Here is a 24,342-nt window from a genome sequence, read left to right as displayed (position 1 = left end):
GCTTTGTGAAGCCCTCACGGCCCGATTGCCTCGGCTCGACGTCCATAAGCACGCCACCCTCGCCACGCCCCAAAGCACCTGACACTGTAAAAAAAAAGGCGCCCCAGATGGAGCGCCCCTATTCATCCCTCACGCGGACAAGCCTGTAGCCTGTCTCGCATAGAACGGCTTAGTCGAGCTTGATGTTGCTCTTCTTGACGATATCTTTCGCCCAGTCGTATTGCTCTTTGATTTCCTTGGTGAACTCTTCCGGCGTATTACCCGACGGTGCGGAACCTTGTTGCGCCAGGACATCGATGACCTTCGGGTCTTTCAGGGCCACCACTGCGGCGTCACGCAGCTTGTTCACGATTTCCATCGGGGTGCCGGCGGGGGCCAGCAAACCATACCAAACCGGCTGGTTCACTTGCGGGAAACCGACTTCCTTGAAGGTAGGAACATCGGGCAAGGACTTCAAGCGCTCGGGCCATGCAACAGCCATGGCGCGCAGGCCGCCAGCCTGGATTTGTCCCATGGACGAAGGCAGGTTGTCGAAAATGATTTCGATCTGGCCGCCGACAGCGTCAGCCACAGCCGGGCCCGAACCCTTGTAAGGAACGTGCACGATATCCGTACCGGTCGCATCCTTGAAGGACTCGCCCATCAAGTGCAGCACGCCGCAGGTGCCCGAGCTGCCATACGAGTACTTGCCGGGGTTCTTTTTCAGTTCTTCCAGGAAACCCTTGAAGTCCTTGGCCGGGAATTTCGGATTTACCGACACCACGTTGGCCGTGTTGGCGAAATTGGTGATGGGCTGGAAGTCCTTGATCGGATCGTAGGGCAGATCATTGGGACGGCAAGCCGAGTTCACTGCCATCGTGGACACGGTCGCGATCGACAGCACATAGCCGTCCGGGGCCGCACGAGCCGCCTCGGCAGCGCCGATTGCGCCGCCCGCGCCGCCCTTGTTTTCCACAACCAGAGGCTGACCCAGTTCCTGGGCCATGCGCTGCGTCACCAGACGCGCAATGATGTCGGTCGAGCCGCCCGGGGCAAACGGCACAATCACGCGAATCGGTTTGTTGGGATAGGCATCCGCAGCAACTGCAGCCGACGTGGCAGCCAATCCGGTAGCCATTGCGATAGCAGTCGCCAGGATACGAGCGTTGATCTTCATTATCGTGATTCCTCCATGTGCGCGGCCCTGTCTGAGAGCCACTAGTGCAGGTTTCAGCGAGCCGCCGATAAGCCGACCGCTGGAAACACGTCACTGTGTAAATAGCCAAAACTGTGCGAAATATATACGACTTTAAATTGCATCTTCGTCGATTTCGGGGAGAATAGCAGCAAATCGGCCTGCCCGAGTAGCCCACAAATACAATAATTGCCAAACCCTCCCGGATTGTTATGTCGGTCGCACTGCTGGTTTTGCCTGATTTTTTGCTGGTTGCCCTGGGTTGGATCTTGCGTCACAAACTGGGCTTTAATCGCGAGTTTTTCGCGGGCACCGAGCGCCTGGTGTATTTCGTGTTGTTCCCGGCGCTGCTGTTTCAATCCATTCTGCGCACCCCCATCAGTGCCGGCAGTGCGCTGATGCTGCTGCAGGCAACCGTCGCCGTATTGCTGACTGGCGTTGTGCTGGCCTGGGCGGGCGGACGCGTCCTGCGGGCACCGCCCCTGGCACTGGCCTCGTCGGCGCAGTGCGCTTATCGCTTTAATACCTATATCGGGCTAGCGCTATCGGCCAGCCTGGGCGGCCCTCATGGCCAGACCACGATGGCGCTGATCATCGGGTTTGCCGTGCCGCTGGCCAATCTGGCCGCTGTCTATGGCCTGGCCCGGCACGGTAATAATGGCCTGTTGCGCGAATTGCTGCGCAACCCCCTGTTGATGGCCACGTTAATGGGTTTGGCGGGCAACCTGGCAGGATTGCAGTTGCCGGGGCCGGTCGATACGGTATTGGCGCGGTTGGGCGCCGCATCGCTGGCGCTCGGCATTCTGTGTGTGGGCGCCAGCCTGTCCTGGCAGGGCGGACGAGAACACGGCAAGCTGATTGCGTGGACCTTGACCGTGAAACTGCTGCTGTTGCCATTGGCCGCTCTCACGGCCGCAAAACTGTTCGGCCTACCCAGTGAGCAAGCGCTCATGCTGTTGTTATTTGCGGCGCTACCCACCGCCTCCGCGGCCTATGTGCTGGCGATGCGCATGGGCGGCGACGGCCGGCTGGTCGCGCTGATCATTTCTCTGGGGACGTTGTTTTCGGTGGTCACGCTGCCGATGTGGCTGATGATCTACAACTATTGACGGCCATGCAGACCGGGCCGTCGGCCACGTGCGGGTGGCCGGATGCCACAGGAACGCCGAACGTGAATGCCCCACTCTTCGTTTTTCGGCCCACAGACGACTGTCCGGTATCTCATCCCTGCGCGGTCGGGGCCCGGACACGTTTGCGCATCCGGAGCCCATCGCGCGAGGACAGCCGTATTCAACGCTTGGCGTTCGTCATGTTCGCTGGCACTACCCACTCGGCAAACTGCGCTTCCGTCACAAAACCCAGCGCCAGGGCGGATTCTTTCAGCGACAGATTTTCCTTGTGGGCTTTCTTCGCAATTTGCGCAGCCTTGTCGTAGCCGATATGCGGATTCAACGCCGTCACCAGCATCAGCGAGCGGTCCACCAGCTCGGCGATGCGTTCGCGGTTGGGCTCGATGCCCGCCGCGCAATGCTGGTCAAAACTGGCCATGCCGTCGGCCAACAGGCGCACTGACTGCAGGAAATTGTGAATCACCAGCGGCTTGAACACGTTCAACTCGAAATTACCGCTGGCGCCGCCGATGTTGATGGCCACGTCGTTGCCCAGGACCTGGGCCCCCAGCATGGTGATGGCTTCGCACTGCGTGGGATTGACCTTGCCCGGCATGATGGAGCTGCCCGGCTCGTTTTCCGGGATGCTGATTTCACCCAGGCCCGAACGCGGGCCGCTGGCCAGCCAACGCACGTCGTTGGCGATTTTCATCAATCCGGCGGCTAAAGATTTCAGCGCCCCGTGGGCAAACAGCAGGGCCTCGTGCGACGCCAGGGCCTGGAACTTGTTGGGGGCCGAGACAAATGCCGAGCCCGTATCATGCGCCAGCACGGCGCTGACTTTGGCGCTGAATTCCGGGTGCGCGTTCAGCCCCGTGCCAACGGCGGTACCGCCGATCGCCAACTGATGCAGGCCCGGCAATGTTGCACGGATCTGCTGCTCCGACAGGTCCAGTTGGGCCACATGGCCAGATAGCTCCTGGCCCAGCGTCAGCGGCGTCGCATCCTGCAAATGGGTACGGCCGATTTTGACGATGTCATAAAACGCCGCGCTCTTTTCGGCCAGCGTGGCACGCAGCGCTTTCAGGGCCGGCAGCAGATGGGTCTCCACCTGCACCGCCGCCGCCACGTGCATGGCGGTCGGAAAGGTGTCGTTGGACGATTGGCCGCGATTGACGTGATCGTTGGGATGCACGAGACGTTCTTCGCCGCGTACGCCGCCCAGCAGCTCGGAGGCGCGATTGGCCAGCACCTCGTTCATATTCATATTGCTTTGCGTGCCCGAGCCCGTCTGCCAGACCGACAAGGGAAACTCATCGGGCCATTTGCCGGCAATGACTTCGTCCGCGGCACGCACAATGGCGTCGGCGATTTTGGGATCGAGCTCACCCAGCTCGGCGTTGGCCTTGGCCGCCGCGCGCTTCAGGCGCGCCATGGCAGCAACCAGCGGCACGGGCATGCGCTCGGTCGAAATGGCAAAAAAATGCAGCGACCGCTGTGTTTGCGCGCCCCAGAGATGGTCGGAAGGGACCTCGATGGGACCGAAGGTGTCTTTCTCGATGCGGGTAGTCATGGGTGAAAATTCCTGGAAAAAATCCACGCTGCGCCTTTGGAGCGGTCCCGGGCAAAAAATGTCCGAAATGGGGCGCAGGCACAAAGCCTAAACAAGAATAAAACTCAATCCGATCATAGCAGACCGGCCACTTCCTATAATTCGCACACGTTCAACCTGTTTTACCACTCGAGCCCCGCCATGTCCGCTCCGCTGTGCAGCCTGACCCTGTCCCTGCCCGACGAAACCGCCACCGATGTGCTGGCCCGTCGATTCGCACCGTTGGTCACCGGCGCCACCGGCCTCGCACCAGGGGGACGCATCCATCTGCATGGCGAATTAGGGGCGGGAAAAACCGCCTTTACCCGGGCACTGTTGCGAGAATGCGGCATTCAGGGCCGGATCAAAAGTCCCAGCTACGCGCTACTTGAATCGTATAAAGTTTCTAACTTATACTTCTATCACTTTGATTTTTATAGATTTAACGATTCGCGCGAATGGCTGGATGCGGGATTTCGAGATTTACTGCGTGATGACGCGGTCGTCCTGATCGAATGGCCCGAGCGTGCCGAGGGGTTGCTTCCCCCCCCCGACATGCAGGTTTCCCTGGTGTATGCAGACCCGGGCCGCGTGGTCACTTTGACTGCCTTTACCGCACGAGGACAAACATGGTTGAACGCGATTGCTCCTCCGCCCCAGATGCCCTGTCCCCCAACGGGGCCCGCCGCCGACGCCTGATCAGCGTGGCGACGACGCTGCTCGTCCTGCCCGTCATTCCGCGTCTGGCTCAGGCCGCCACCATCCTGGCGGTGCGGACCTGGCCTGCCGATGAATACACCCGCGTGACGCTGGAACTAGACAGCGAACTCAAAGCGGAACACTTCACCCTGGAAAATCCGCACCGCCTGGTGGTCGACATCCAGGGCCTGCAGGCCAATGCCGAGCTGAACCAGCTGATTTCCAAGGTCCGCCCGGACGACCCCTATATCCGCAGTCTGCGCGTGGCGCAGAACCGCCCCAATGTCGTGCGCCTGGTGTTCGACCTGAAACAGGCCATCGCACCGCAAGTGTTCACGCTCAAGCCGGTGGCCGATTACCAATATCGCCTGGTGCTCGATCTGTATCCCAAGGTCGCACAAGACCCGTTGATGGCCGTACTGGACAAACAGGCCGGCCCCGATGTAGACGACCCGCTGGCGCGCATCCTCGAAGACATCTCGCGCAACTCGGGCACCCCCGGGGGCACTGCGCCCGTCCCTGCCCCAGCGCCGCAAGCCCGGGGACAGGAACCGCCCCCGCGGGTGGCCTTGCCTCAGCCTACTCCCGCGCCTGCGCCTGTCGTTCCTCAGCCCTCGTTGCCCTCGCCCTCGACGCCCTCTCGCCGCAAGCGCATGGTGACGATTGCGCTGGATCCCGGCCATGGTGGCGAAGACCCCGGCGCCATTGGCAAGAGCGGCTTGCGCGAAAAAGACGTGGTGCTGCGTATCGCGCGGCAATTGAAAGCGTTGATCGACGATCAGCCCAACATGCGCGCCTATTTGACGCGTGACGATGATTATTTCGTGCCGCTGCACGTGCGCGTCCAAAAAGCGCGGCGGGTACGGGCAGATCTCTTTATCTCGATCCACGCGGACGCCTGGATCAAGCCCTCGGCCAATGGATCGTCCGTATTTGCCCTGTCGCAACGCGGCGCCTCCAGCACCCAGGCCCGCTGGCTGGCCGACAAGGAAAACGCGGCCGACCTGATCGGCGGGGTCAATCTGGGCAGTCACGACAAACAAGTCGCCAAGGTTTTGCTGGACCTCTCTACCACGGCGCAGATCAATGATTCGCTGCGACTGGGCTCCGCGCTCCTGGACGAGATCCAGAAAATCAATCGCCTGCATAAACGCCAGGTTGAACAGGCCGGCTTTGCGGTACTGAAGGCGCCGGATATTCCATCGATCCTGGTCGAAACCGCGTTCATCAGCAATCCGCGCGAAGAAGAACTCCTGCGTTCGAGCAGCCATCAGCAAAAAATGGCTCGGGCCATCATGGCAGGCATTCAGCAGTACTTCGTCGCCAATCCGCCACTGGCGCATATTGCGGACGCCAGTTAAAACCGCGCGACGCAATGACAATCGGCCCGGGACATACCCGGGCCGATGTACTTTGAGGCGTCCGAAAATAATTCGCCGATAGACTGCGACGCCGGCTTCGCCCTCAGATTTTCCGACGTTTTCAGGAGGGCAGATCTCGATTCCCGGAACGCCGCCGCCCACGCACCAATTTGATGACGCCAGCCAGAAGGATGGGCACGATCGCTGCCGCGAGCCCCAGCAGCACAATGGTGTTCAAGTGTTCTTTGACCAACGGGATATTGCCAAAGAAATATCCCGCCGTGATCAGGCTCGCGACCCATAAGATCGCCCCGCTGACGTTGAACAACTGAAACCGCAGCACATTCATTTCCGCCACGCCGGCGACAAACGGCGCGAATGTACGGATGATCGGCAGAAAGCGCGACATGACAATGGTCTTGCCGCCGTGCTTTTCGTAAAACATGTGGGTGCGCAATAACGCGGCCCGATCCAGGAAGCGGACATTCATCGTAAAAACACGCGGGCCGATGTAGCGGCCGATCGCATAATTGACCGTATTTCCCGTCACGGCAGCGACAATAAGCAAGCCCCCCAGCAGCACGGGATTCAAACTGCCCGTCGCACCAAATGCGCCCGCGATAAACAACAAGGAGTCACCCGGCAGGAATGGCAGCACCACCAATCCAGTCTCGGCAAAAATGATCAAAAACAAAACCAGGTAAACCCACGAACCATACTGATCGACCCAGACGCCTAGGGTCTGATCGATGTGCAATACCATCTGGAAAAATTCGAGCATGCAGTAACCATGTCTGAGAAAAGGCAGTTCCACCGGGACGTCCCGACGCGAACCGAATTCGACTATAGCGCACCCTGCGTGAAATCCGCGTCGAAGACGCCGCCCCAAGACCGCCCGCACGAGCGCTAAAATCGTCACATGCCTGAACACGCTGATTTGTCCCAATCTTCCTCTGCGTCCGAGCGCCGCAGCATTCTCGCCCTGCCCGATTTGCTGATCAGTCAGATCGCAGCCGGCGAGGTGATCGAACGCCCCGCCTCCGTCTTGAAAGAGGTGCTGGAAAACGCCATCGACGCCGGCGCGCGCGCCATTGAGGTCCGCCTCGAAGGTGGCGGGATCCGGCGCATTGCCGTGTCCGATGATGGCGGCGGAATTCCGCCCGAGGAACTGCCGCTGGCGCTGGCACGGCACGCCACCAGCAAGATCCGATCCCTCGGCGAGCTGGAGTCAGTCGCGTCGATGGGATTTCGCGGCGAGGCGCTGGCCTCGATCGCCTCGGTCGCGCAAGTCACGATCATTTCCCGCACACGCCAGGGCGAACATGCCTGGCAGATCGAAGGCGGCAGCATGCAGGTCAGTCCCGCATCGGGCCCGCCGGGCACCACCGTCGACGTGCGCCAGCTATTCGACGCGGTGCCCGCGCGCCGCAAATTTCTGCGTTCCGAGGCTACCGAGTTTGGCCACTGCGTCGACGCGATGGAACGTATTGCTCTGGCTCACCCGGACATTGCGTTCCGCTTGTTCCACCATGACCGGGCGCAGCGTCAGTGGCTGCCTGCCGTACCTGGCCAGCGCATCCGTGACGTACTGGGAGCGGAATTCGCCGAACACGGCTTGCCGGTCGATGTATCGATGGGAGCCATCGGCCTGTCGGGCATGATCACGCGGCCCACGGCCGCCCGTGCACGAGCCGATCGCCAGTATCTATACGTGAATGGCCGCTTCGTCCGGGATCGCACCGTCAGCCACGCGCTGCGGTCGGCGTATGCCGACGTGTTGCATGGTGACCGCCAACCAGCTTATGTCCTGTACTTGGACATCGATCCAGGCGCGGTCGATGTCAACGTACATCCGGCCAAACACGAGGTGCGTTTTCGCGATAGCGGCGCAGTGCATCGATTCGTCACCCAGGTGGTGGGCCAGGCGCTGGCTCAAACCGGTGGCGCGTCGGCGGTCTCCGCGAAATCGGATGACGCTGAGGGACAGGCGGTGTCCGCACGAGGGCTGGACACATCAGCAACGTCCGGTCAGGTTGACACCGCGGTATTTCCCGGCACGTCATCGCCCTCTTGGACATCGGGTTCGTCACCGGGTCGCGTGCCCTCAACCGCCACCGCTTCGGACGAATTCGAGAATCGAGCAGGACAAAACGCCACCGCGAACGGCGCTGAACGGCACGCCCAGGGGCAACCGGCCAACATGGCCGGACAATCAGGCGGCTCAGAATTCAGGGGACAAACGGGCTCATGGCAGTCGTCTGGTTCAAACCGGTATGACGGACGTTCTGGCTTGGTGGCCGATGGATCCTCTTCGGCGGCGCCTCGCCAGCCTATGCGGCCGCACACTCAGGTTCCTTTCCGTCTGCATACGGAGCCCAGCGGCAACCCTGTCGCAGATTGGCGTGCGCTGTATCGGCCGCTGGATGGAACGGCCGCGGCTCCAGCGAGTACGCTGCGCGAGCCGGACGCTCCGTCAACCGCCGCGCGCACAGCGTCGAACCTGCCAACCGATGAAGAACACCCATTGGGCATGGCGCTGGCGCAGCTACACGGCATTTATATCCTGGCACAAAATCGCCGCGGACTCGTGCTGGTCGATATGCACGCGGCACACGAGCGGGTCGTGTACGAACAGTTGAAACGCGCGCTGGATGCGCGCGAGTTGCCGCGCCAGGAACTGCTGGTGCCCGTGGTCTTTCATGCGCAGGAAAAAGACGTCGCCCTCGTCGAAGAACACCAAGAGCAACTCGCCGAACTGTGTTTTGATCTGCGCCCTGCCGGCCCCACCTCGATTGCCGTTCGTTCCGTGCCTGCCATGCTGGCGCGAGGCGATATTGAAACCATGGCGCGGGCCGTTTTGCGTGACCTGGGTGCCGTGGGCGTATCGCGCCTCTTGACCGAACAGCGTAACGAGCTGCTGTCCACCATGGCCTGCCATGGCTCCGTACGCGCCAACCGGCGCCTCAACCTCGAAGAGATGAACGCGCTGCTGCGGCAGATGGAAGTCACCGAACGCGCCGATCAGTGCAATCATGGCAGGCCCACCTGGGTGCAGTGGTCAGTATCCGATCTGGATAAACTTTTTCTGCGCGGCCAATGATCCCCTCACCGATCATCTGCCTGGCCGGTCCGACGGCGGCGGGCAAGAGCGCCGCCACGCTGGCGCTCGCCCAACGCTGGCCGCTGGAAATCATCAACGTCGATTCCGCCACGATTTACCGTGGCATGGATATCGGAACAGCGAAACCGTCTCGCGACGAGCAGGCTCTCGTCCCACAACATCTGCTGGATATCCGAGACCCTGCCGAGTCCTATTCCGCTGCAGAGTTTCGTACCGACACCTTGCGCCTCATCGACGAGATCCGGGCGCGCGGCCGCATGCCCCTGCTGGCAGGCGGCACCATGATGTATTACAAGGCCTTGCGCGACGGACTGGACGATCTGCCGCAGGCCGACCCTGTGCTGCGTGCGCAATTGGAAGAACGCGCCGCACAGCACGGCTGGCCCGCCTTGCATGCTGAGCTGGCGCAGTTGGACCCCATCACGGCCGCTCGATTAGCCCCCAACGACAGCCAACGCATTCAGCGTGCATTGGAAATCTGTATGTTGAGCGGGCAACCCATGTCCGCATTGCTGCAACGTCAGCAACGCACGATCGAGTTGCCACGGACATCCCATAACGCCGACGTGGATGCCCCGGCCGGTGACTCAGCCCCTGCGCACCGATATATCACGATCAGCCTGGAGCCCTCGGATCGCACTGCACTGCATGCACGCATTGCCCAGCGCTTTGACGCCATGCTGGATGCCGGATTGCTGGACGAGGTCCGTGGCCTGCATGCGCGCAGCGATCTGCACCCCGGCCTGCCCTCGGTACGTTGTGTTGGCTATCGGCAAATGTGGAGCTATCTGGACGGCGCTGTCGATCTGGACACGGCACGCGAGCAAGGTATCGCCGCGACGCGCCAGCTAGCCAAACGCCAAATCACCTGGCTGCGAGCACAGCCCGAGCGCGTCATCGTAGACTGCCTCGCCACAGACACCGTCGCACAGGTCATTGATGCCGTTGCGCGCGCGTTGACGGAACATTCACCAGAACAATAGGCGCAAGAGCAGCGATTGTTGACACAACAATCAAACTGGCACACAGTCGAGATTCAATTTCAACCCTGAGGAGCACCAACGATGTTGCAGGAATCTCGGCGTGTTGCAGTAGTGTTGGCATTATCGATGGCGTGTGCGGCTACGCCCGTTCTGGCAAAGGACGCGGTCACTGCCAGCGCAGCGCATGACCAGGCAGTACAGAAAGTTCTATCGTCCGATGCCTACAAGAAAGCGTTGGCCGTGCTTGACGAACAGCACGGACGCATCGTCGAAGACGGCATTACCCTGACCGAAATTCCCGCTCCTCCCTTCAAGGAAGCCAAGCGTGCTCAAGCGTTTGCCGAACTGCTGCGCGCCAGTGGATTGAAAGACGTCACCCTGGATGAAGAAGGCAATGTGCTGGGCCTGCGCCCCGGCACGGCCGGCGGCGACCAGGTCGTCGTGGTGTCGGCCCACATGGACACCGTGTTTCCAGAAGGCACCGACGTGAAGGTCAAGCGTGAAGGCACCCGCTTGGCCGCGCCCGGCATCGGCGACGACACCATGAGCCTGGCCGTGCTCGCCGGCTACGTGCGCGCCATGGAAGCTGCCGGCATCCGCACGCGCGACAACATCCTGTTCGTAGGCACGGTGGGCGAAGAAGGCCCAGGTGATCTGCGTGGGGTGCGCTACCTCTTCACCAAAGGCAAGTACCAAGGCAAGATCAAGGCTTTCTACTCGGTCGAGTCCGGATCGGTAGCCCGCGTCACGCATGGCGGTGTGGGATCCAAACGCTACCGCGCCACATTCCAAGGGCCTGGCGGACACAGTTTCGGCGCATTTGGCCTGGTCAATCCCATGTATGCGCTCGGCCAAGCCGCCACGGCGTTCTCTACGATCTCGGTCCCTGCCCACCCCAAGACTACCTACAGCATAGGTCGTCTGGGCGGCGGCACTTCGGTCAATTCGATTCCGGTCGAAGCCTGGATGGAAGTCGACATGCGCTCCGAAGACGTAGACGCGCTCAAACGCGTCGAAGATCGCTTTCTGACGATCGTCAAAGAAGCAGTGGCTACCGAGAATTTCGCGCGCTCAACCAAAGAAGGCGAAATCAAGCTCAAACTCGACGCGATCGGCGACCGCCCTGCTGGCACCACAGCGGTTGATACCGATATCGTGCAGTACGCGATTTCTGCGATCAAAGCGGGTGGTTACGAGCCCGACCTGAACCGCAGCTCCACCGATTCCAATCTGCCCATGAGCCTCGGTATCCCAGCCATCACCGTAGGCCGCATGGCGCCGGGCACGTTCGGCCGCGCACATGCGCTGGACGAATGGCTGGATGCGGAAAAAGGTCCCATGGTGAAGGCTATGGGAACGACGCTGAGCACTATCCTCGTCACCACCGGGATGCAATAGCCGGCGTGGGAGAAGCGAGCGGATCGAGGTTTGTCGGCTTAGCATGATGAAACATGCGCTGGGTGAACTGAGTGCAAAGTTGGACGTTGCCTTGTGAGCAGGACGGGGGATCGAGTGCTATTGGACGTCGAGGCGGGGCAGTGACCGTGTTGGCGCTTCACGGAGTCGGTCGGCCGCCTGCGCGTCCGACTGCCGCATCGCTCGTCTCGTCCGGCCCCTTCGGGCCTACCTACGACTTCCGCTCGCGCGACTCCGAGGCGCGCCAACACGGTCACTGCCCCGCCTCGACTCGCAACGTCTCTGATTCCCTCGCCGCTGGGACGGCTGGTCTTCGTAGGCTTCGTAGGAACTGGTTTTTGCAAGGATGAAGATCTTGCAGGGCTGCTATGCACGGGCGCCTACGGGCGCGCCCGTGCATAGCGTTCGTGATTGGCATGCGAAGGCTGGGGCATCGGGGATGAACAGAAGATCTCTCGAGCTACGATTTTGTTATACCTAGAGCTGAGCTACGCATCATCGTCGCATGCAGCAACTCTAGCCAAGCAGATTTTCCAAACTGGCGCCACGCCACCCCGCCGCATGCCCGGACCGATTGCCTCGGCTCGACGTCCACAAGCACACCAACCTCAACCAAATCTCTGCCCCCTACTCTTTTGCGTACGCCAAATACTCCATACGCACCGAAATATGATCGGCGATGAACTTAGCATCGTGCCAAACCCCCCAGATAAACGACGAAGACCGGTTGGTGAGATTCGGCAACCCCAAAAAGTAAATACCCGTTTCTGCCGAGATGCCACGCTTATGCAAAGGCTCACCCTTGTCATTGAAAGCATCGACCTCCAACCAGCTGAAATCAAACTTGAACCCCGTCGCCCAAAGCACTGTCTTGACACCCGCCTCAGCCAAGTTCAACTCAAGCAACGGGTTCTTCAGACACTCCGGGTCTTCGAGCAATTTCCAGGCCTCAGGCTCCGGCGGCAGATCCAGACCATTGCGTTCAATAAACGCATCTGCCTCCCGCAACACTTCAAAATAGTCCTCGTCGCCTTGTGCAATGTTTCGCCCCAGGCCTTCTTCAAAGCTCATGACGCCATTTTCATACCCTTTGGTAATACCGACCAGAGTGATACCCATCTGCGCCAGCCGACGGAAATCAACGGTCTTCCCGCCCTCATAGCCACTGACCGCAAAGGCCACGTGGGCCCGTTTGGGCTTGGTTTTCACCTCATCCCACATCCCCAGCGCAGCCAGCCACCATACATAGTCACGCTGACGATAAGACCGCGGCGGGCGATAGTGTTCGCCGACCGACAGATAAACCCTTTTACCTGCCTGACGCAGCTCTTCCGCGATTTGAGACCCCGAAGCGCCTGCGCCAACCACCAAGACCGCGCCGTCCTCCAATTGCCCCGGGTTCTTGTACGCCGAAGAATGAAGTTGCTGGATACCCGTATCGTCAGGGAGGATTTTGGGGTAGCTCGGCACCTGAAACGGCCCTGTCGCAACGACCACATGCATCGCATCGATCACGCCATCCGTCGTAGTTACCGTAAACCCTGGACGACCATCATTACGCTTGACGTGTTTCACCTCCACGCCCGTGCGAATCGGTGCCTTGATCATTTTTGCGTAGTCTTCGAAATACTGCGCCATACGCTCCTTGGGCGGAAACACCTCGGGGCCAACATCGTCAAACTTCAAGCTCGGAAAACGATCGTGCCAGGCCGGTCCGTTGGCCACCAACGAATCCCAGCGTTCTGAACGCCAGCGCTCAGCAATACGCTTGCGCTCCAGCACAATGTGAGGGATACCCAATAAACCGAGATGCTCGCTCATCGCGACGCCAGCCTGACCGGCTCCAATCACCAGCGTATTGATTTTTTCAACTGACATTTGTTTATTTCCTAAATAGAACCGAGAGCTCTCTCTCGAACCCAACACGAAAAACGCGGGCAATGACTCAAGTCGCACAAAAAGACTCGATCACGGGTGGAACGCAGTGTGATCAAACTTCCGCGTTTTGATAACTTCGTTTTTCGGACGCTGGGCTTAGGAAAAAGCAAACACCCCTCGCGCCAATGCGCATGCACCATTTGCGGCACAGCTGCGTCATAGCCAAATGGCGTCAGACAAATATCACCGGGCCTGGGGGCGTTTCGTTTTTCCGATGAACCGCATCAGTATCCCCAAAGCATTACCGCCGGGCTTTTCCCGTATTCTGCAACACAACCAGTGATCATTGAGCGCCCGGGCGGCAGATCTCATCCGCGAGAGGAAAGAGGCCGCCAGGGGCGAAGCAACGTTTCCTTGAGAGCCAGATTGCCCCATGCAGAACAGTCCCTTATCCCAGGAGTCGCCCATTGCTGTCAGCCTAGAGGGCGTGGTGAAAAAATATCGCGAACAGACCGTTCTGCATGACATCTCGCTCAAGATCCGGCATGGCGAATTCCTGACGTTGCTCGGGCCCTCCGGCTGCGGCAAAACAACGTTGCTCAATATCATTGCCGGCTTTGCACCCGTCGATAATGGCGAGATCCTCATTGATGGCAAAGTCATTACTGATCAACCGCCGCACAACCGGGAAATCGGCATCGTCTTTCAGAACTATGCCCTCTTTCCGCATATGACCGTAGAGCGCAACATCGGTTATGGCCTGCGCATGCGCCGCGTTCCGTCAGCGGAAATCACCCAGCGCGTACAAGAGGTCATGGCCCTGGTCAAACTGGATGGCCTGGGTCAGCGCAAGCCACGCGAGCTATCAGGAGGCCAGCAACAGCGTGTCGCGCTCGCACGCGCGCTGGTCATTCATCCCAGGGTGTTGCTGCTCGACGAGCCTTTTTCCGCCTTGGACAAAAGCCTGCGCGGCGCCATGCAAGTAGAGATCCGTGAAATCCAACGCAAACTAGGCGTCACGACCGTCTTTGTGACACACGACCAAGGCGAGGCATTGAGCATGTCGGATCGCATCGCCGTCATGTCCAACGGCGTCATCCGGCAGATCGCTGCGCCTGATACGCTCTATCGCCATCCCCAGGATCCGTTCGTGGCCTCGTTCCTGGGGGATGTCAACATCCTGCCGGCTTACTACCATGGCTCAGACGCTGACGGCCTGCAACTGCGCCTGGGCGCGAAGCTGCTGCGCGTGTGCCGGGAACGCCTGGTCGGCGGGTCGCACGAAGGGGGACGCCTGGATATTTATGTCAGGCCCGAACAGATCCGCCTAGAGAGCCTGCACTCGGACTCCGTCCTCAGCGGCACGGTGGTCAACCACGTTTTCCAAGGAGATCACATCGACTCGTACTTCGACGTGGATCTGCCTGTCGCGGGTCGTCAACGTGTCATGGTGCGTAGCGCCGGCCTGGACGCAATGCATCAGTGGCCCATCGGCGCAGTGGCCGGACTCGCGCTGCCGAGCGACGGCATCAGTGTTTTTCAAGCAGGGCGATAAGCGATGAAAAATCCCCCCACCACCATGCATGCCGTTGTCGCCCGCGAGCCGGGAGACGCCAGCGTTCTCACCCTGGCAGAACGGCCCGTGCCAACGCCGGCCCCTGGCGAAGTCCTGCTGCGTGTGCTCGCAGCAGGGGTCAATCGACCCGACATCATGCAGCGCCAGGGTTTGTCCAAGCCCGCCGCAGGCGTCACCGACATCTTGGGCCTGGAAGCCTGCGGCGAAGTCATCGCCTGCGGGCCTGGCGTCCCGCAGCACCTGCTCGGTAAACGGCTGATGAGCCTGCTGCCAGGTGGTGGGTACGCGCCGTGGTGCGTTGCGCGCGTCGACCACTCGCTGCCCGTTCCCGACGACCAGGACGACATCTCTGCCGGCGCACTGCCGGAGGGCCTATTTACCGTCTGGCACAACCTGTTCGAACTCGGTCAATTGACCATGGGCCAGACCGTACTGATCCACGGCGCTGCCGGCGGCATCGGCACCCTGGCCATCAGCATGGCCCGCGCCGCTGGCGCCAAAGTCATTGCGACGGTGGGCCGTCGCGACCGTACCTCTGCTCTGCACGAGATCGGGGCAGATCACGTCATTTGCTATCGCGATACAGACTTTGTCGCAGCCTGCCTGGATCATACGCAAGGGCGTGGCGTCGACGTGGTACTCGACGTCGTGGGCGGCGATTATGTGCGCCGCAATCTACAAGCCTTGGCTTTTGGTGGACACCACGTGAGCCTGTCGTTTCTGCAAGGTTCCTCGGTACAAATCGAATTGCTCACATTGATGCAAAAGCAATTAAGCCTGCATTCGTCGACCATGCGCCCCCAGAGCGGCGACGAGAAAGCCCGCATGGCCAAAGCCATCACCGAACGAGTGCTGCCTTTGATCGCCGATAACCGAATCCGCCCACGCATACACACCCGCTTGCCGTTGGCCGAAGCCGCCCGCTCGCATGAGCTGCTCGAGAGCGGTGATGTATTTGGCAAGCTCGTCTTGGTCCCATAGTCCCGTTCCGTATCGCTATTGGCCCAAGCACCGCCCCTGACAAGACCACTGCCAGATTGGAGCTCTCCTCTCATGATGCAACTCCTATATGCCCCCACATCCCCTTTTGTGCGCAAGGTAATGGTCTGCGCGCACCTGACGGATCAGATCGAGCAAATTCAATTGCTCGACAGTGCCGCCAACCCCATAAAGCGCGATGCCCGCATCGCCACACACAATCCCTTGGCCAAGGTTCCGACCTTGATTCTGGACAATGGCCAGGCACTATACGACAGCCGCGTTATCTGCAAATACTTGGCTAGTCTGACGGGCGATACGCGTCTCTATCCGGTCGACAGTTCGAAACAATGGCAAGCCCTCATGCGCCAGGAGCTCGGTAACGGCCTGTTGGATGCCGCACTGCTGGCGCGCTACGAATTGACGGCACGCCCTATTGAAAAACAATGGCCAGCGTGGCGCGAGGCCCAACTGACCAAGGTCGCCGCCTGTCTCAAAGACATCGAAGCACAGGCGCCGACACTCCCAGTAGATGCCCCCACCATCGGCGAAGTCACACTGGGATGCGCGCTCGGCTATCTGGATTTCCGGTTTCCCGAGATCGATTGGCGTGCCGATCATCCACAAGCGGCATCTTGGAACGAAGCGTTTCAGAAATTGCCTGCCATGCTCGCCACCGTACCTCGTGAAAGCTGACCTTCGCTACCCACCGCTCATGAAAACAACGATCGCCATGGCCTGTGCATGCCGAGACCTCCTGGAATAGCTATGAACACGTCTACCACCATTCCCTCTTCTTCGCCCGAGGGCGCGGGAATTACCGTTTGGTTCCTCAACGGCCCCAATGCCAATCTGTACGGCCTGGACGCGAATCAGGTTTATGGCTCAGAGAGCTTTCCCGTTCTGCAACAGCGTTGCGAAAGTAAAGCCGCTGCGCTGCAGATGAGGTTGAAATTCGTACAGTCCAATTATGAAGGGCAATTGGTAGACTGGATCCAAGAGGCCCGCGGCACGGCACAAGGCATTGTTATCAATGCGGCGGGACTGACCTATTCCTCGGTACCCATACTGGATGCGCTGTTATCGTTTCCGGGCCGGATCATTGAAGTCCACATGAGCAACATATGGCGGCGCGAGAGTTTTCGTCATCACTCCTATATTTCCAAAGCCGCCGATGGCGTCATTGCCGGCCTCGGTGGCGCAGGCTACGAGCTCGCCCTTGAAGCCATGGCGCAATTGATTCAACGCCCAACCTGAAGGCCGCAGAAATCATGTCCCTGCCCACTCCCCTCTCCCCCGAGACCGTGCCATCGGGGGATCTTGTTTTCTACAGCGAGTTCGACGATTTCACCATTTGGAAAAGTGCCCTGCAAGCACAACTTCCTACGCTTCGTATCCTACAGGCGAACGAAATCACTGACCCAGCCGGCATTCATTTCTCGTTGGCGTGGAAGCCGCCAGAAGGCTTCTTTGACAAGATGAGCAACCTGCGCTTGATTGTCAATCTGGGCGCGGGCGTAGATTCCCTCGTCGGCCGTCGTGATCTACCTGCCGGCGTGCCCATTACGCGCCTCACCGACCCCCACATGGCACGCATGATGGCAGGCTATGTGCTATTTGCCACGTTACGCTATGCCAGGGATATTCCTCACTTTGAACAAGCCCAGCGACGCAGCGAATGGGCCTATCGTCACCCCAGATCTCCCGAAGACATTCGCGTCGCCGTGCTAGGGCTCGGTGAGCTGGGAGCCTATGCGGCCAATGAGCTGCAGCGTCAAGGGTTGACCGTATTAGGTTGGTCGAGACAGCCGCGGCAGCTCGCCGGTATCCAGTGCTTTGCTGGCATTGAAACGCTCGACACCGTTCTTTCCCAGGCCGATATTCTGGTCGTCATGCTGCCCCTGACACCACAGACACGCGGTCTGCTCAGCGGTGAAAGACTCGCTAAGCTACCCCGGGGCGCCGCTCTGATCAACGTCGCTCGAGGCGCTTTGATCGATCAGAGTGCCATGACAGACCTGCTAAAAAGCGGCCATCTTGGCGCCGCCACGCTGGATGTCTTTGACCGTGAACCGCTGCCCTCTCACCATCCACTGTGGAAAATGGACAATGTCTTGATCACGCCGCACCTTGCATCGGTCGCCATCCCCTCATCCGCCGCTGCACAGATCGCTGAAAACATCCTCAGGGTGTCGCGGCACGAGCCCCCCAACAATCAGATCGACCCCTCACGCGGTTACTAAGGTAGCGAAAGTCTCGCTACCTTTTTCTGCAGAAGCGCCTTAGTGATTGTTCTCGATATTCAGCACCCGGCCTAAACCCAGAAAATAATTGGCAAATGCCAACAGACTCGCGGTCACCGCAATGTAGACGACCGACAATGCGGCCAAGGTCGGGTCCGCAAACTCGCGCACATAGTTGTACATCGCCACGGGGAGCGTTTGCGTTGTCTGCGTCGTGACAAAAAGCGAGGCCGTGAATTCACTGAAAGACATAATGGCGGCAAACAACCAACCGCCAAACAGCCCGGGCGCCAATAAGGGGATCGTCACCGTCAACAGGACCTTGACTGGCGAGGCTCCCAGGCTGGCGGCAGCCTGCTCCAGGCGCTCATCCAGATTTTCCATCGAGACGTAGACGCTGCGCAGCACAAAGGGCAACACCAGCATTACGTGGCATAAGATCACCAGCGCATACCCGCGATCCACCTTGAACTGGGCCACCAAAATCAGCAGGCCCAGGCCGAGCGTGAAGTGAGGGATAACCAGGGGGGAAAGCAGGATGGCTTGCAAGGTTTCTTTCCCTGGAAACGCCATACGCTTGACTGCAATGGCCAATGCCGTTCCGATCACCAGCGCAATGCTCGAAGACCAGATCATGACAATCAGGCTGGAGCGAAAGCCCTGTTGAAAGTCCGCATAGGTAAATACCCGGACAAACCAACGCCAGGACCACGTTTGCGGTGGAAACGTCAGCAGCGCCTTGTCATTAAAAGACGCCATCGTCACGACGACAACCGGCAATAAAACGAAGGCGAGGATCAAACCTACCAGCACTGGTCCGGCTATCCGCAGCGGCAGCGGCACAGAACTTCGAATTTTCATGATCCATGGCCTCCAATGACCTTGAGCCGCCGCGTCACTCGACCGAGTAACCACAGCGCCACCGCCGTCAACGCTAATCCCGAGACGCTCAAACTGGCTGCCAACGGAAAATTCATCGACGAGAAACCAAGTTGATACACCAGTGTCGAAACCGTCGGCACGCGACCTCCACCTATCATTTGCGGCGTAGCAAATGCGCTGAACGTCCATGCAAATGCTGTTGTTACACTGGCCAGGATGCCGGGCATCGACAGCGGCAAAGTCACAGTCAAGAATGTCCGGATCGGACCAGCTCCCAAACTCTGTGCGGCCTTTTCGTAATCCCGGTCAATATGAGAGATCGCAGTGGCCAGCATCAGCACCACAATCGGGATGGTCACATGCACCAGCGCGACCAGTACTCCCAAGTGCGTAAACATAAGCTCCAGCGGCCACTCGATCACCCCTAGCTTTCGCAGCACCGTATTAATAAAACCATTGTTTCCCAGCACAATGATCCATGAATACGTGCGGACGATCTCACCTAAAAACAGGGGCGTGACGGAGACGATCAGGATAAAGGACTTCAACGCACGATTGCGCACCCTCACCATCGCATAGGCCAATGGATACGCCACCAGTAGCGAAAAAAAAGTCGTCTCGATGCTCAGCAGCAGCGTATTCCAGAACGCACCCAAGTAAATGGGTTTGTTCAACCCGGTGAAATTGGCCAGTGTCAGCCCTCCGACATCCAGCGAACCCGGCACATACGCGCGCAAACTGTACTGAAAGACAGTCACCAACGCCACGCAGATGCAGAATGCAACGACAACTGCCGGAGACACTAACCATGCCCTCAGCCCGGAACGTGTATCCATAACTCGATGATCTTCCGTCTACTTTGCTCTATGTCGAAACGCAGATGCCCTGACAGCGCATGCACCCAGGACATCATCTGAATGAAGCGTTGACGCCTTCAGTTCATGATGTTCTCAGTGAACCACTTGCGCCATTCGGCCGTTTTCTCGGCACGCAATTTGTCGTCAATCACAATCGCCTGGGTATCCCACTGCTCCTTCGTCGTGAATACGCCCGGCAATGCTGCGTCCTCGGATGAAACCTTGGCGTTATCGACCACAGGACTGGCTTTTTTATAGGCGACGATCTTGGACTGCACCTCCGGCGACAGCGCGATATCCATGAATTTGTACGCCAAATCGATCTTTTTTGATCCCTTCATGATGCCCATGGTATCGACGCCCAGCACAGCCCCCTCTTTGGGCATGACCACTTTGATGGGAACGCCCTGCCCTATCATGTGATAGGCGTTCATGGACAACAGGATCTGCACGGGCGTCTCCCCCGTGGAGATCAACTGCTGACTATTGGCGTCATTGGTGTAGAACGCCTTGAAGTTGGGCTTTAACGCCTTGAGCTTGTCCTGGCCCTTTTCCCAGGTACCGGCATCGCCGCCGGACAGAATTGCCGCAATATCGATAATGTGACTGGGGTCGAAATCGGGCGAAGCGATCTTGCCCTTGAGTTCGGGGTTCCAAAGATCATTCCAGCTATTGAAGGTGATGCTCGGTGGCACCAGGTCGGGACGATAACCAATGGTGTATACGTATGCCCAACTCCCGAGGTGATAAGGGCTGATTTTGGCACGATCGACCACATGCGAATAATTGGACAGTTTGCTCGTGTCCAGCTGCTCAAACAGCCCGCCATTGACGTACAGCCAACCGATATGCGAAGTCGTAAACGTCAGGTCACTCTCGGGCGTGCTGGCCAGCTTGGCCTTATTCAATCGATCTATTGTTCCACCGGTGATGTATTTGACAGGCACTCCCGTCCGCCGTGTGAACTCCTTGCCGATGTTCTCGTCAATCAGGTCTCGAAAGCTGCCACCCCAAGTGCTGATCACCAACGCCTCCTCGGCCTGTGCGGCGCCCGCGAGCATCACGCTGGATAACATCCCAACCGTCAAAAGTTTTCGAATCATTTCATACCCCTTGTATTGTTTAGATGCGTCCAAGTTCCGAATGGAGCAGCCATAATGATGCGAGAGAGCTCCGAGTGGGCCAATTCGCCTTTTCCTTTGGAATGGCTCACCTTTCCTGACGGCCCAGGGCGTTCGCCTCGTTCACAACACCTGCTCGAGAAAGTATTTCAGCCGCTCGCTTTTGGGGGTATTGAAAAAGCAATCCGAATCGGCTTCCTCCACGATTTCACCGCGTTCCATGAACACGCAGCGATCCGCCACGCGCCGCGCGAAGCCCATCTCGTGCGTCACGCAGACCATGGTGATACCGGTCGCCGCCAGATCTTCCATAATGCGCAAAACCGACCCTACAGATTCCGGGTCCAACGCGGAAGTTGGCTCATCAAAAAGCATGATGCGGGGCTTCAGGCAAAGCGCCCTCGCGATGGCGACGCGTTGCTGCTGCCCGCCGGACAATTGCATCGGATACTTGTCCGCCTGTTCGAGCACGTTGACCTTTTCCAGGTATCCGCAGGCGACCGACTCCGCCTCCTTCGTCGGCATCTTCAACGCCAACCGCAGCGCAAACGTACAATTCTCCAGCACCGTCATGTGCGGAAAGAGATTAAAACTCTGAAACACCATACCCAACTGACGGCGGACCTGCTCGATGTCCGCGGCTCGCGGTGTCAGTCTCGCGCCATTGACGTGAATCTGGCCTGAATCATGGGGTTCCAGGTGATTGACACAACGAATGAGCGTAGATTTTCCCGAGCCAGACGGCCCGCACAGAACGACAATCTCGCCATTGGCAATCTCCAGATTGATCTGGCGCAGCGCCTGGAACGAGCCATAAAACTTATTCAGTTCTCTGATGGAGATCGCAGCCTGCGCGTCGGTTGGTGCGTCTGGGACGTTCGGATTAATAGCCCCAACCCGCAGCGATGTATTCATTGCAGCTTGCATGTCAGTGTGCCTAGACAGAAGTAGCGAGGGAATGTCCTCATTGATCAACGCAAGGGCGCCGCCAGGATAACGGAGGTGACGGTACGGCGGCCCCTTTCCGGGCTCAGGTCTTGACCAGATGGCGGTTGAGCTTTCGATCCGCCGTGGCAAAACCAAAACGCAGCGTGTTGATGACACACCAATAGATCGCTGCCGCCGTCATCAACGGGGTAAACGGATCGTAGGTGTAGTCGAACACGGTATTGGCTGCAGATGTCAGATCCACCAAAGTAATCGCACTCACCGCTGCAGTGCTCTTGACCATGATGAGCAGTTCATTCTGATAAGCCTTGAGTACGTAGCGCGCCGCCATCGGCAGGCGCAGGCGAAACAAGATCTGCCTGGGCGTCAACCCCAGCGTGGCTGCTGCCTCGATGGTCCCAGCCGGGATCGCGGCCAATCCTCCACGGATAATCTCCGCCATGAATCCCGAATGAGTCAGCGCCAGGCCCAACCACGCGCAGACATAGGCATTGGAAAACAAAGACCATAAAAACGTATCGCGAACGATCGTCAGTTGCGGCAGCCCGCTATAGATCAGATAGAGCAAGACCAGACTCGGCACACCCCGAAAGAACCCGATATACATGGCGGCAAAGGTCGATCTCGGTCCCGATTGCAGACGCGCCAAAGCGACGGGCAAGGCAAACAACAGCCCCAGGATCAACACCGGGATCAACACAGTCAATGTCGTTCCCAAACCTTTGAACAAGGCAGGCAGGCTGGCCCACGCGATTTCGACGTCAAAGTGCATGAGCGCGTCCTTTGGCCGCCATGGGCCGGAAACCACACTCGGTCCAATTCTCTATTCGCCTGGCCACAAAATAAGTCAACCATGTCATGCCCAGGAAAAAGACGGACGCCAGCAGATAATAGACAAAGGGCTCTTTGGTTACTCCCGAGGCCAACTTCGCATAGGCCATGATCTCTTTGAGGCCGATCAGCGAAATCAGCGCGGTATCCTTTAGCACCACAATCCACATATTGGTCATACCCGGCAGTGCCAGGCGCAGTACCTGCGGCAAAATGATTTTGACCCACGTCACGCGTCGCGGCACCAGCAATACATCTGAGGCCTCAAACTGCCCGCGTGGCACATTCTGAATGGCGCTGCGGATCAGATCCGTCAAATAGGCGCCGTATACCATGCCCAATGCGGTAACGGCCGCCATAAAGGGCGTAATTTCGATCTGCAGGTCCATCCCGCCCAGCGCACCCAGGCTATTGAGCATGCCGGACCCGGCATAAAAGAAAAGAAAGGCGATCAGCAACGAAGGAACGCCCGTGAAAACCGAGGCATAAGGCACCCAGACGATCCGCATCAAGCTATTGGGCTTGAGCGTGACCAGCGCAAACAGCACGCCGATGGCGAGCGCCAGCAGATAGGCGCACACCGCAACCTGAATCGTCATCAGCGCCCCGATACCCATTTGTTGCACAAACCCCATCAGAGGCATGGGAATATCCTTGTGAACATAGAGACATTGAGCTCGTTCGAGCCCGACAACCTGCCAGGACCATCATGCGCGCCAGCGCATGATGGTCTGTGCCCGTCGGCCGTCTACCGGCAGGCGGCCTCTTCTGGCAACAGTTCGACCTCCATGTATTGCTTGCGCAACTTCGTGAAGGTGCAATCGCGGATAATGCTGTCGATGGATTGGTTCATCCTGTCGAGCAAGGCCTGACTATCCTTGCGGGCGATCCAACTGGAACCAGCCTCACCGCCCCCTGTCCATAGATCCCCGCCGGCAAATTTCCAGTTCTTTCCTGCAGGTTTAGACAAGAACTCGTTCGTCCAACTGATCTTGGGCCCCAGGCTCATATCCAGGCGCCCGCTGGCGAGATCCAGGCGTATTTGGTCAGGATTGTCGTAAAACACCACCTGTACCGCATCGCCGAACGTCTCCGCCACATACTTGGCCTGCGCAGACCCGCGTTGCAGCCCGATACGCACGCCTTTCAAACCCTCTTTCGTAAACGTGTAATCCTTGTCCGCAGGTATCACATAGGAATCCGGATTGAACAACACGGGCCTGCCGAACAGGACTTTGGCCTTTCGCTCGGGCAGCGGCTTGGTCTGTGTCGCGACCGCATCCAGCTTGCTCTGCAACAGCGCGGGAATCAGCCCCTTGAAATCCATCACGACGATTTCACACTCTACGTTCATGCGTTTACACATTTCCCGCGCGAGATCGGGCTCGAACCCTGTGAGTTGACCCGAAGCCGCGACCATACTGAAAGGCGGATAGCTGCCCTCGTTACCCAGCACCAGCTTTTCCGCCGAGGCAGGCGACATCGCCCCTGCCAGCAACGTCGCGACGACTGCTCCCATTGACACGAAAATCTGACCCTTACCCATCTTGAATTCCCCTTGCGTTATTTACTTG

General features: G+C 58.9%; 22 protein-coding genes. 11 read left to right on the top strand and 11 right to left on the bottom strand.

Annotated elements, in window-relative coordinates; genetic code table 11:
* Positions 1–169 precede the first annotated feature (169 nt).
* Positions 170–1,156, bottom strand: coding sequence for a tripartite tricarboxylate transporter substrate binding protein BugE (locus tag ACNA0I_RS14280; protein ID WP_415806668.1), 987 nt, complete (start codon positions 1,154–1,156; stop codon positions 170–172).
* A 230-nt stretch (positions 1,157–1,386) separates the two neighbouring features.
* Here ACNA0I_RS14280 and ACNA0I_RS14275 point away from each other — a divergent pair, with 230 nt between their 5' ends.
* Positions 1,387–2,283, top strand: a complete 897-nt coding sequence (locus ACNA0I_RS14275) for an AEC family transporter (protein ID WP_415806667.1) — start codon at positions 1,387–1,389, stop codon at positions 2,281–2,283.
* A gap of 181 nt (positions 2,284–2,464) precedes the next feature.
* Here the strand turns inward: ACNA0I_RS14275 and fumC are convergent, their stop codons facing one another.
* On the bottom strand, positions 2,465–3,856 hold the full coding sequence (gene fumC, locus ACNA0I_RS14270) for a class II fumarate hydratase (protein WP_415806666.1): 1,392 nt from the start codon (positions 3,854–3,856) through the stop codon (positions 2,465–2,467).
* 180 nt (positions 3,857–4,036) lie between these two features.
* On the opposite strand from fumC, the gene tsaE reads away from it, so the two are divergent.
* Positions 4,037–4,573: a tRNA (adenosine(37)-N6)-threonylcarbamoyltransferase complex ATPase subunit type 1 TsaE gene (gene tsaE, locus ACNA0I_RS14265; protein ID WP_415806665.1), complete on the top strand. Its 537-nt coding sequence runs from the start codon at positions 4,037–4,039 to the stop codon at positions 4,571–4,573.
* Entirely contained in the window at positions 4,504–5,934 is a 1,431-nt protein-coding gene (locus ACNA0I_RS14260; protein ID WP_415806664.1) for an N-acetylmuramoyl-L-alanine amidase, read from the top strand. The genes tsaE and ACNA0I_RS14260 overlap by 70 nt, the downstream gene beginning before the upstream one ends.
* 121 nt (positions 5,935–6,055) lie before the next feature.
* Here ACNA0I_RS14260 and ACNA0I_RS14255 read toward each other — a convergent pair whose 3' ends face one another.
* Positions 6,056–6,715: a VTT domain-containing protein gene (locus ACNA0I_RS14255; RefSeq protein ID WP_415806663.1), complete on the bottom strand. Its 660-nt coding sequence runs from the start codon at positions 6,713–6,715 to the stop codon at positions 6,056–6,058.
* 138 nt (positions 6,716–6,853) lie between these two features.
* On the opposite strand from ACNA0I_RS14255, the gene mutL reads away from it, so the two are divergent.
* From mutL to ACNA0I_RS14240, 3 genes are all read left to right on the top strand, one after another.
* Entirely contained in the window at positions 6,854–9,034 is a 2,181-nt protein-coding gene (gene mutL / locus ACNA0I_RS14250) for a DNA mismatch repair endonuclease MutL (protein WP_415806661.1), read from the top strand.
* Entirely contained in the window at positions 9,031–10,038 is a 1,008-nt protein-coding gene (miaA, locus tag ACNA0I_RS14245) for a tRNA (adenosine(37)-N6)-dimethylallyltransferase MiaA (RefSeq protein ID WP_415806660.1), read from the top strand. The genes mutL and miaA overlap by 4 nt, the downstream gene beginning before the upstream one ends.
* Before the next feature lie 81 nt (positions 10,039–10,119).
* Entirely contained in the window at positions 10,120–11,436 is a 1,317-nt protein-coding gene (locus ACNA0I_RS14240) for a M20/M25/M40 family metallo-hydrolase (protein WP_415806659.1), read from the top strand.
* Between the two features lie 645 nt (positions 11,437–12,081).
* Here ACNA0I_RS14240 and ACNA0I_RS14235 read toward each other — a convergent pair.
* Positions 12,082–13,332, bottom strand: coding sequence for a flavin-containing monooxygenase (locus ACNA0I_RS14235; RefSeq protein ID WP_415806658.1), 1,251 nt, complete (start codon positions 13,330–13,332; stop codon positions 12,082–12,084).
* A 433-nt stretch (positions 13,333–13,765) separates the two neighbouring features.
* Between ACNA0I_RS14235 and ACNA0I_RS14230 the strand changes: the two genes are divergently transcribed.
* The 5 genes from ACNA0I_RS14230 to ACNA0I_RS14210 all read left to right on the top strand — a co-directional run bounded on the left by ACNA0I_RS14230 (position 13,766) and on the right by ACNA0I_RS14210 (position 18,129).
* Complete coding sequence (locus tag ACNA0I_RS14230; protein WP_415806656.1) at positions 13,766–14,887, top strand: ABC transporter ATP-binding protein; 1,122 nt, start codon at positions 13,766–13,768, stop codon at positions 14,885–14,887.
* 3 nt (positions 14,888–14,890) lie between these two features.
* Complete coding sequence (locus tag ACNA0I_RS14225; protein WP_415806655.1) at positions 14,891–15,889, top strand: NAD(P)H-quinone oxidoreductase; 999 nt, start codon at positions 14,891–14,893, stop codon at positions 15,887–15,889.
* 75 nt (positions 15,890–15,964) lie between these two features.
* On the top strand, positions 15,965–16,582 hold the full coding sequence (locus ACNA0I_RS14220) for a glutathione S-transferase (RefSeq protein WP_415806675.1): 618 nt from the start codon (positions 15,965–15,967) through the stop codon (positions 16,580–16,582).
* Between the two features lie 72 nt (positions 16,583–16,654).
* Positions 16,655–17,143 (top strand): type II 3-dehydroquinate dehydratase, encoded by a 489-nt coding sequence (locus ACNA0I_RS14215; RefSeq protein WP_415806654.1) that lies wholly within the window; start codon positions 16,655–16,657, stop codon positions 17,141–17,143.
* 14 nt (positions 17,144–17,157) lie between these two features.
* Entirely contained in the window at positions 17,158–18,129 is a 972-nt protein-coding gene (locus tag ACNA0I_RS14210) for a 2-hydroxyacid dehydrogenase (RefSeq protein ID WP_415806653.1), read from the top strand.
* Between the two features lie 39 nt (positions 18,130–18,168).
* On the opposite strand, the gene ACNA0I_RS14205 is transcribed toward ACNA0I_RS14210, so the two are convergent.
* The 7 genes from ACNA0I_RS14205 to ACNA0I_RS14175 form a co-directional block, all read right to left on the bottom strand.
* The gene (locus tag ACNA0I_RS14205; RefSeq protein ID WP_415806652.1) at positions 18,169–18,990 is read right to left on the bottom strand and encodes an ABC transporter permease; all 822 of its coding nucleotides are present in this window, start codon (positions 18,988–18,990) and stop codon (positions 18,169–18,171) included.
* Positions 18,987–19,847: an ABC transporter permease gene (locus ACNA0I_RS14200; RefSeq protein WP_415806651.1), complete on the bottom strand. Its 861-nt coding sequence runs from the start codon at positions 19,845–19,847 to the stop codon at positions 18,987–18,989. The genes ACNA0I_RS14205 and ACNA0I_RS14200 overlap by 4 nt, the downstream gene beginning before the upstream one ends.
* Positions 19,848–19,945: 98 nt before the next feature.
* Positions 19,946–20,971 (bottom strand): ABC transporter substrate-binding protein, encoded by a 1,026-nt coding sequence (locus ACNA0I_RS14195; RefSeq protein WP_415806650.1) that lies wholly within the window; start codon positions 20,969–20,971, stop codon positions 19,946–19,948.
* Positions 20,972–21,112: 141 nt separating this feature from the next.
* Entirely contained in the window at positions 21,113–21,904 is a 792-nt protein-coding gene (locus ACNA0I_RS14190) for an amino acid ABC transporter ATP-binding protein (protein WP_415806649.1), read from the bottom strand.
* Positions 21,905–22,019: 115 nt separating this feature from the next.
* Complete coding sequence (locus tag ACNA0I_RS14185) at positions 22,020–22,709, bottom strand: ABC transporter permease (protein WP_415806648.1); 690 nt, start codon at positions 22,707–22,709, stop codon at positions 22,020–22,022.
* Positions 22,699–23,412, bottom strand: coding sequence for an ABC transporter permease (locus tag ACNA0I_RS14180; protein WP_415806647.1), 714 nt, complete (start codon positions 23,410–23,412; stop codon positions 22,699–22,701). The genes ACNA0I_RS14185 and ACNA0I_RS14180 overlap by 11 nt, the downstream gene beginning before the upstream one ends.
* Before the next feature lie 104 nt (positions 23,413–23,516).
* Positions 23,517–24,314 carry a transporter substrate-binding domain-containing protein gene (locus tag ACNA0I_RS14175; protein WP_415806646.1) on the bottom strand — a complete coding sequence of 266 codons (798 nt, stop codon included), beginning with the start codon at positions 24,312–24,314 and terminating at the stop codon, positions 23,517–23,519.
* Positions 24,315–24,342 lie beyond the last annotated feature (28 nt).

Source organism: Bordetella muralis, from assembly GCF_965139205.1.
In the GTDB taxonomy this organism is placed as follows: domain Bacteria; phylum Pseudomonadota; class Gammaproteobacteria; order Burkholderiales; family Burkholderiaceae_B; genus Bordetella_A; species Bordetella_A muralis.
Note: the sequence above shows the minus strand (reverse complement) of the source record. Positions and strands in the feature narration are given on the sequence as shown.

What these genes read in the sequence shown, in the direction of transcription:
- ACNA0I_RS14280 (WP_415806668.1), bottom strand. Translation starts at nt 1,156, where the DNA reads ATGAAGATCAACGCTCGTATCCTGGCGACTGCTATCGCAATGGCTACC.
- ACNA0I_RS14275 (WP_415806667.1), top strand. Translation starts at nt 1,387, where the DNA reads ATGTCGGTCGCACTGCTGGTTTTGCCTGATTTTTTGCTGGTTGCCCTG.
- fumC (WP_415806666.1), bottom strand. Translation starts at nt 3,856, where the DNA reads ATGACTACCCGCATCGAGAAAGACACCTTCGGTCCCATCGAGGTCCCT.
- tsaE (WP_415806665.1), top strand. Translation starts at nt 4,037, where the DNA reads ATGTCCGCTCCGCTGTGCAGCCTGACCCTGTCCCTGCCCGACGAAACC.
- ACNA0I_RS14260 (WP_415806664.1), top strand. Translation starts at nt 4,504, where the DNA reads ATGGTTGAACGCGATTGCTCCTCCGCCCCAGATGCCCTGTCCCCCAAC.
- ACNA0I_RS14255 (WP_415806663.1), bottom strand. Translation starts at nt 6,715, where the DNA reads ATGCTCGAATTTTTCCAGATGGTATTGCACATCGATCAGACCCTAGGC.
- mutL (WP_415806661.1), top strand. Translation starts at nt 6,854, where the DNA reads ATGCCTGAACACGCTGATTTGTCCCAATCTTCCTCTGCGTCCGAGCGC.
- miaA (WP_415806660.1), top strand. Translation starts at nt 9,031, where the DNA reads ATGATCCCCTCACCGATCATCTGCCTGGCCGGTCCGACGGCGGCGGGC.
- ACNA0I_RS14240 (WP_415806659.1), top strand. Translation starts at nt 10,120, where the DNA reads ATGTTGCAGGAATCTCGGCGTGTTGCAGTAGTGTTGGCATTATCGATG.
- ACNA0I_RS14235 (WP_415806658.1), bottom strand. Translation starts at nt 13,332, where the DNA reads ATGTCAGTTGAAAAAATCAATACGCTGGTGATTGGAGCCGGTCAGGCT.
- ACNA0I_RS14230 (WP_415806656.1), top strand. Translation starts at nt 13,766, where the DNA reads ATGCAGAACAGTCCCTTATCCCAGGAGTCGCCCATTGCTGTCAGCCTA.
- ACNA0I_RS14225 (WP_415806655.1), top strand. Translation starts at nt 14,891, where the DNA reads ATGAAAAATCCCCCCACCACCATGCATGCCGTTGTCGCCCGCGAGCCG.
- ACNA0I_RS14220 (WP_415806675.1), top strand. Translation starts at nt 15,965, where the DNA reads ATGCAACTCCTATATGCCCCCACATCCCCTTTTGTGCGCAAGGTAATG.
- ACNA0I_RS14215 (WP_415806654.1), top strand. Translation starts at nt 16,655, where the DNA reads ATGAACACGTCTACCACCATTCCCTCTTCTTCGCCCGAGGGCGCGGGA.
- ACNA0I_RS14210 (WP_415806653.1), top strand. Translation starts at nt 17,158, where the DNA reads ATGTCCCTGCCCACTCCCCTCTCCCCCGAGACCGTGCCATCGGGGGAT.
- ACNA0I_RS14205 (WP_415806652.1), bottom strand. Translation starts at nt 18,990, where the DNA reads ATGAAAATTCGAAGTTCTGTGCCGCTGCCGCTGCGGATAGCCGGACCA.
- ACNA0I_RS14200 (WP_415806651.1), bottom strand. Translation starts at nt 19,847, where the DNA reads ATGGATACACGTTCCGGGCTGAGGGCATGGTTAGTGTCTCCGGCAGTT.
- ACNA0I_RS14195 (WP_415806650.1), bottom strand. Translation starts at nt 20,971, where the DNA reads ATGATTCGAAAACTTTTGACGGTTGGGATGTTATCCAGCGTGATGCTC.
- ACNA0I_RS14190 (WP_415806649.1), bottom strand. Translation starts at nt 21,904, where the DNA reads ATGAATACATCGCTGCGGGTTGGGGCTATTAATCCGAACGTCCCAGAC.
- ACNA0I_RS14185 (WP_415806648.1), bottom strand. Translation starts at nt 22,709, where the DNA reads ATGCACTTTGACGTCGAAATCGCGTGGGCCAGCCTGCCTGCCTTGTTC.
- ACNA0I_RS14180 (WP_415806647.1), bottom strand. Translation starts at nt 23,412, where the DNA reads ATGCCTCTGATGGGGTTTGTGCAACAAATGGGTATCGGGGCGCTGATG.
- ACNA0I_RS14175 (WP_415806646.1), bottom strand. Translation starts at nt 24,314, where the DNA reads ATGGGTAAGGGTCAGATTTTCGTGTCAATGGGAGCAGTCGTCGCGACG.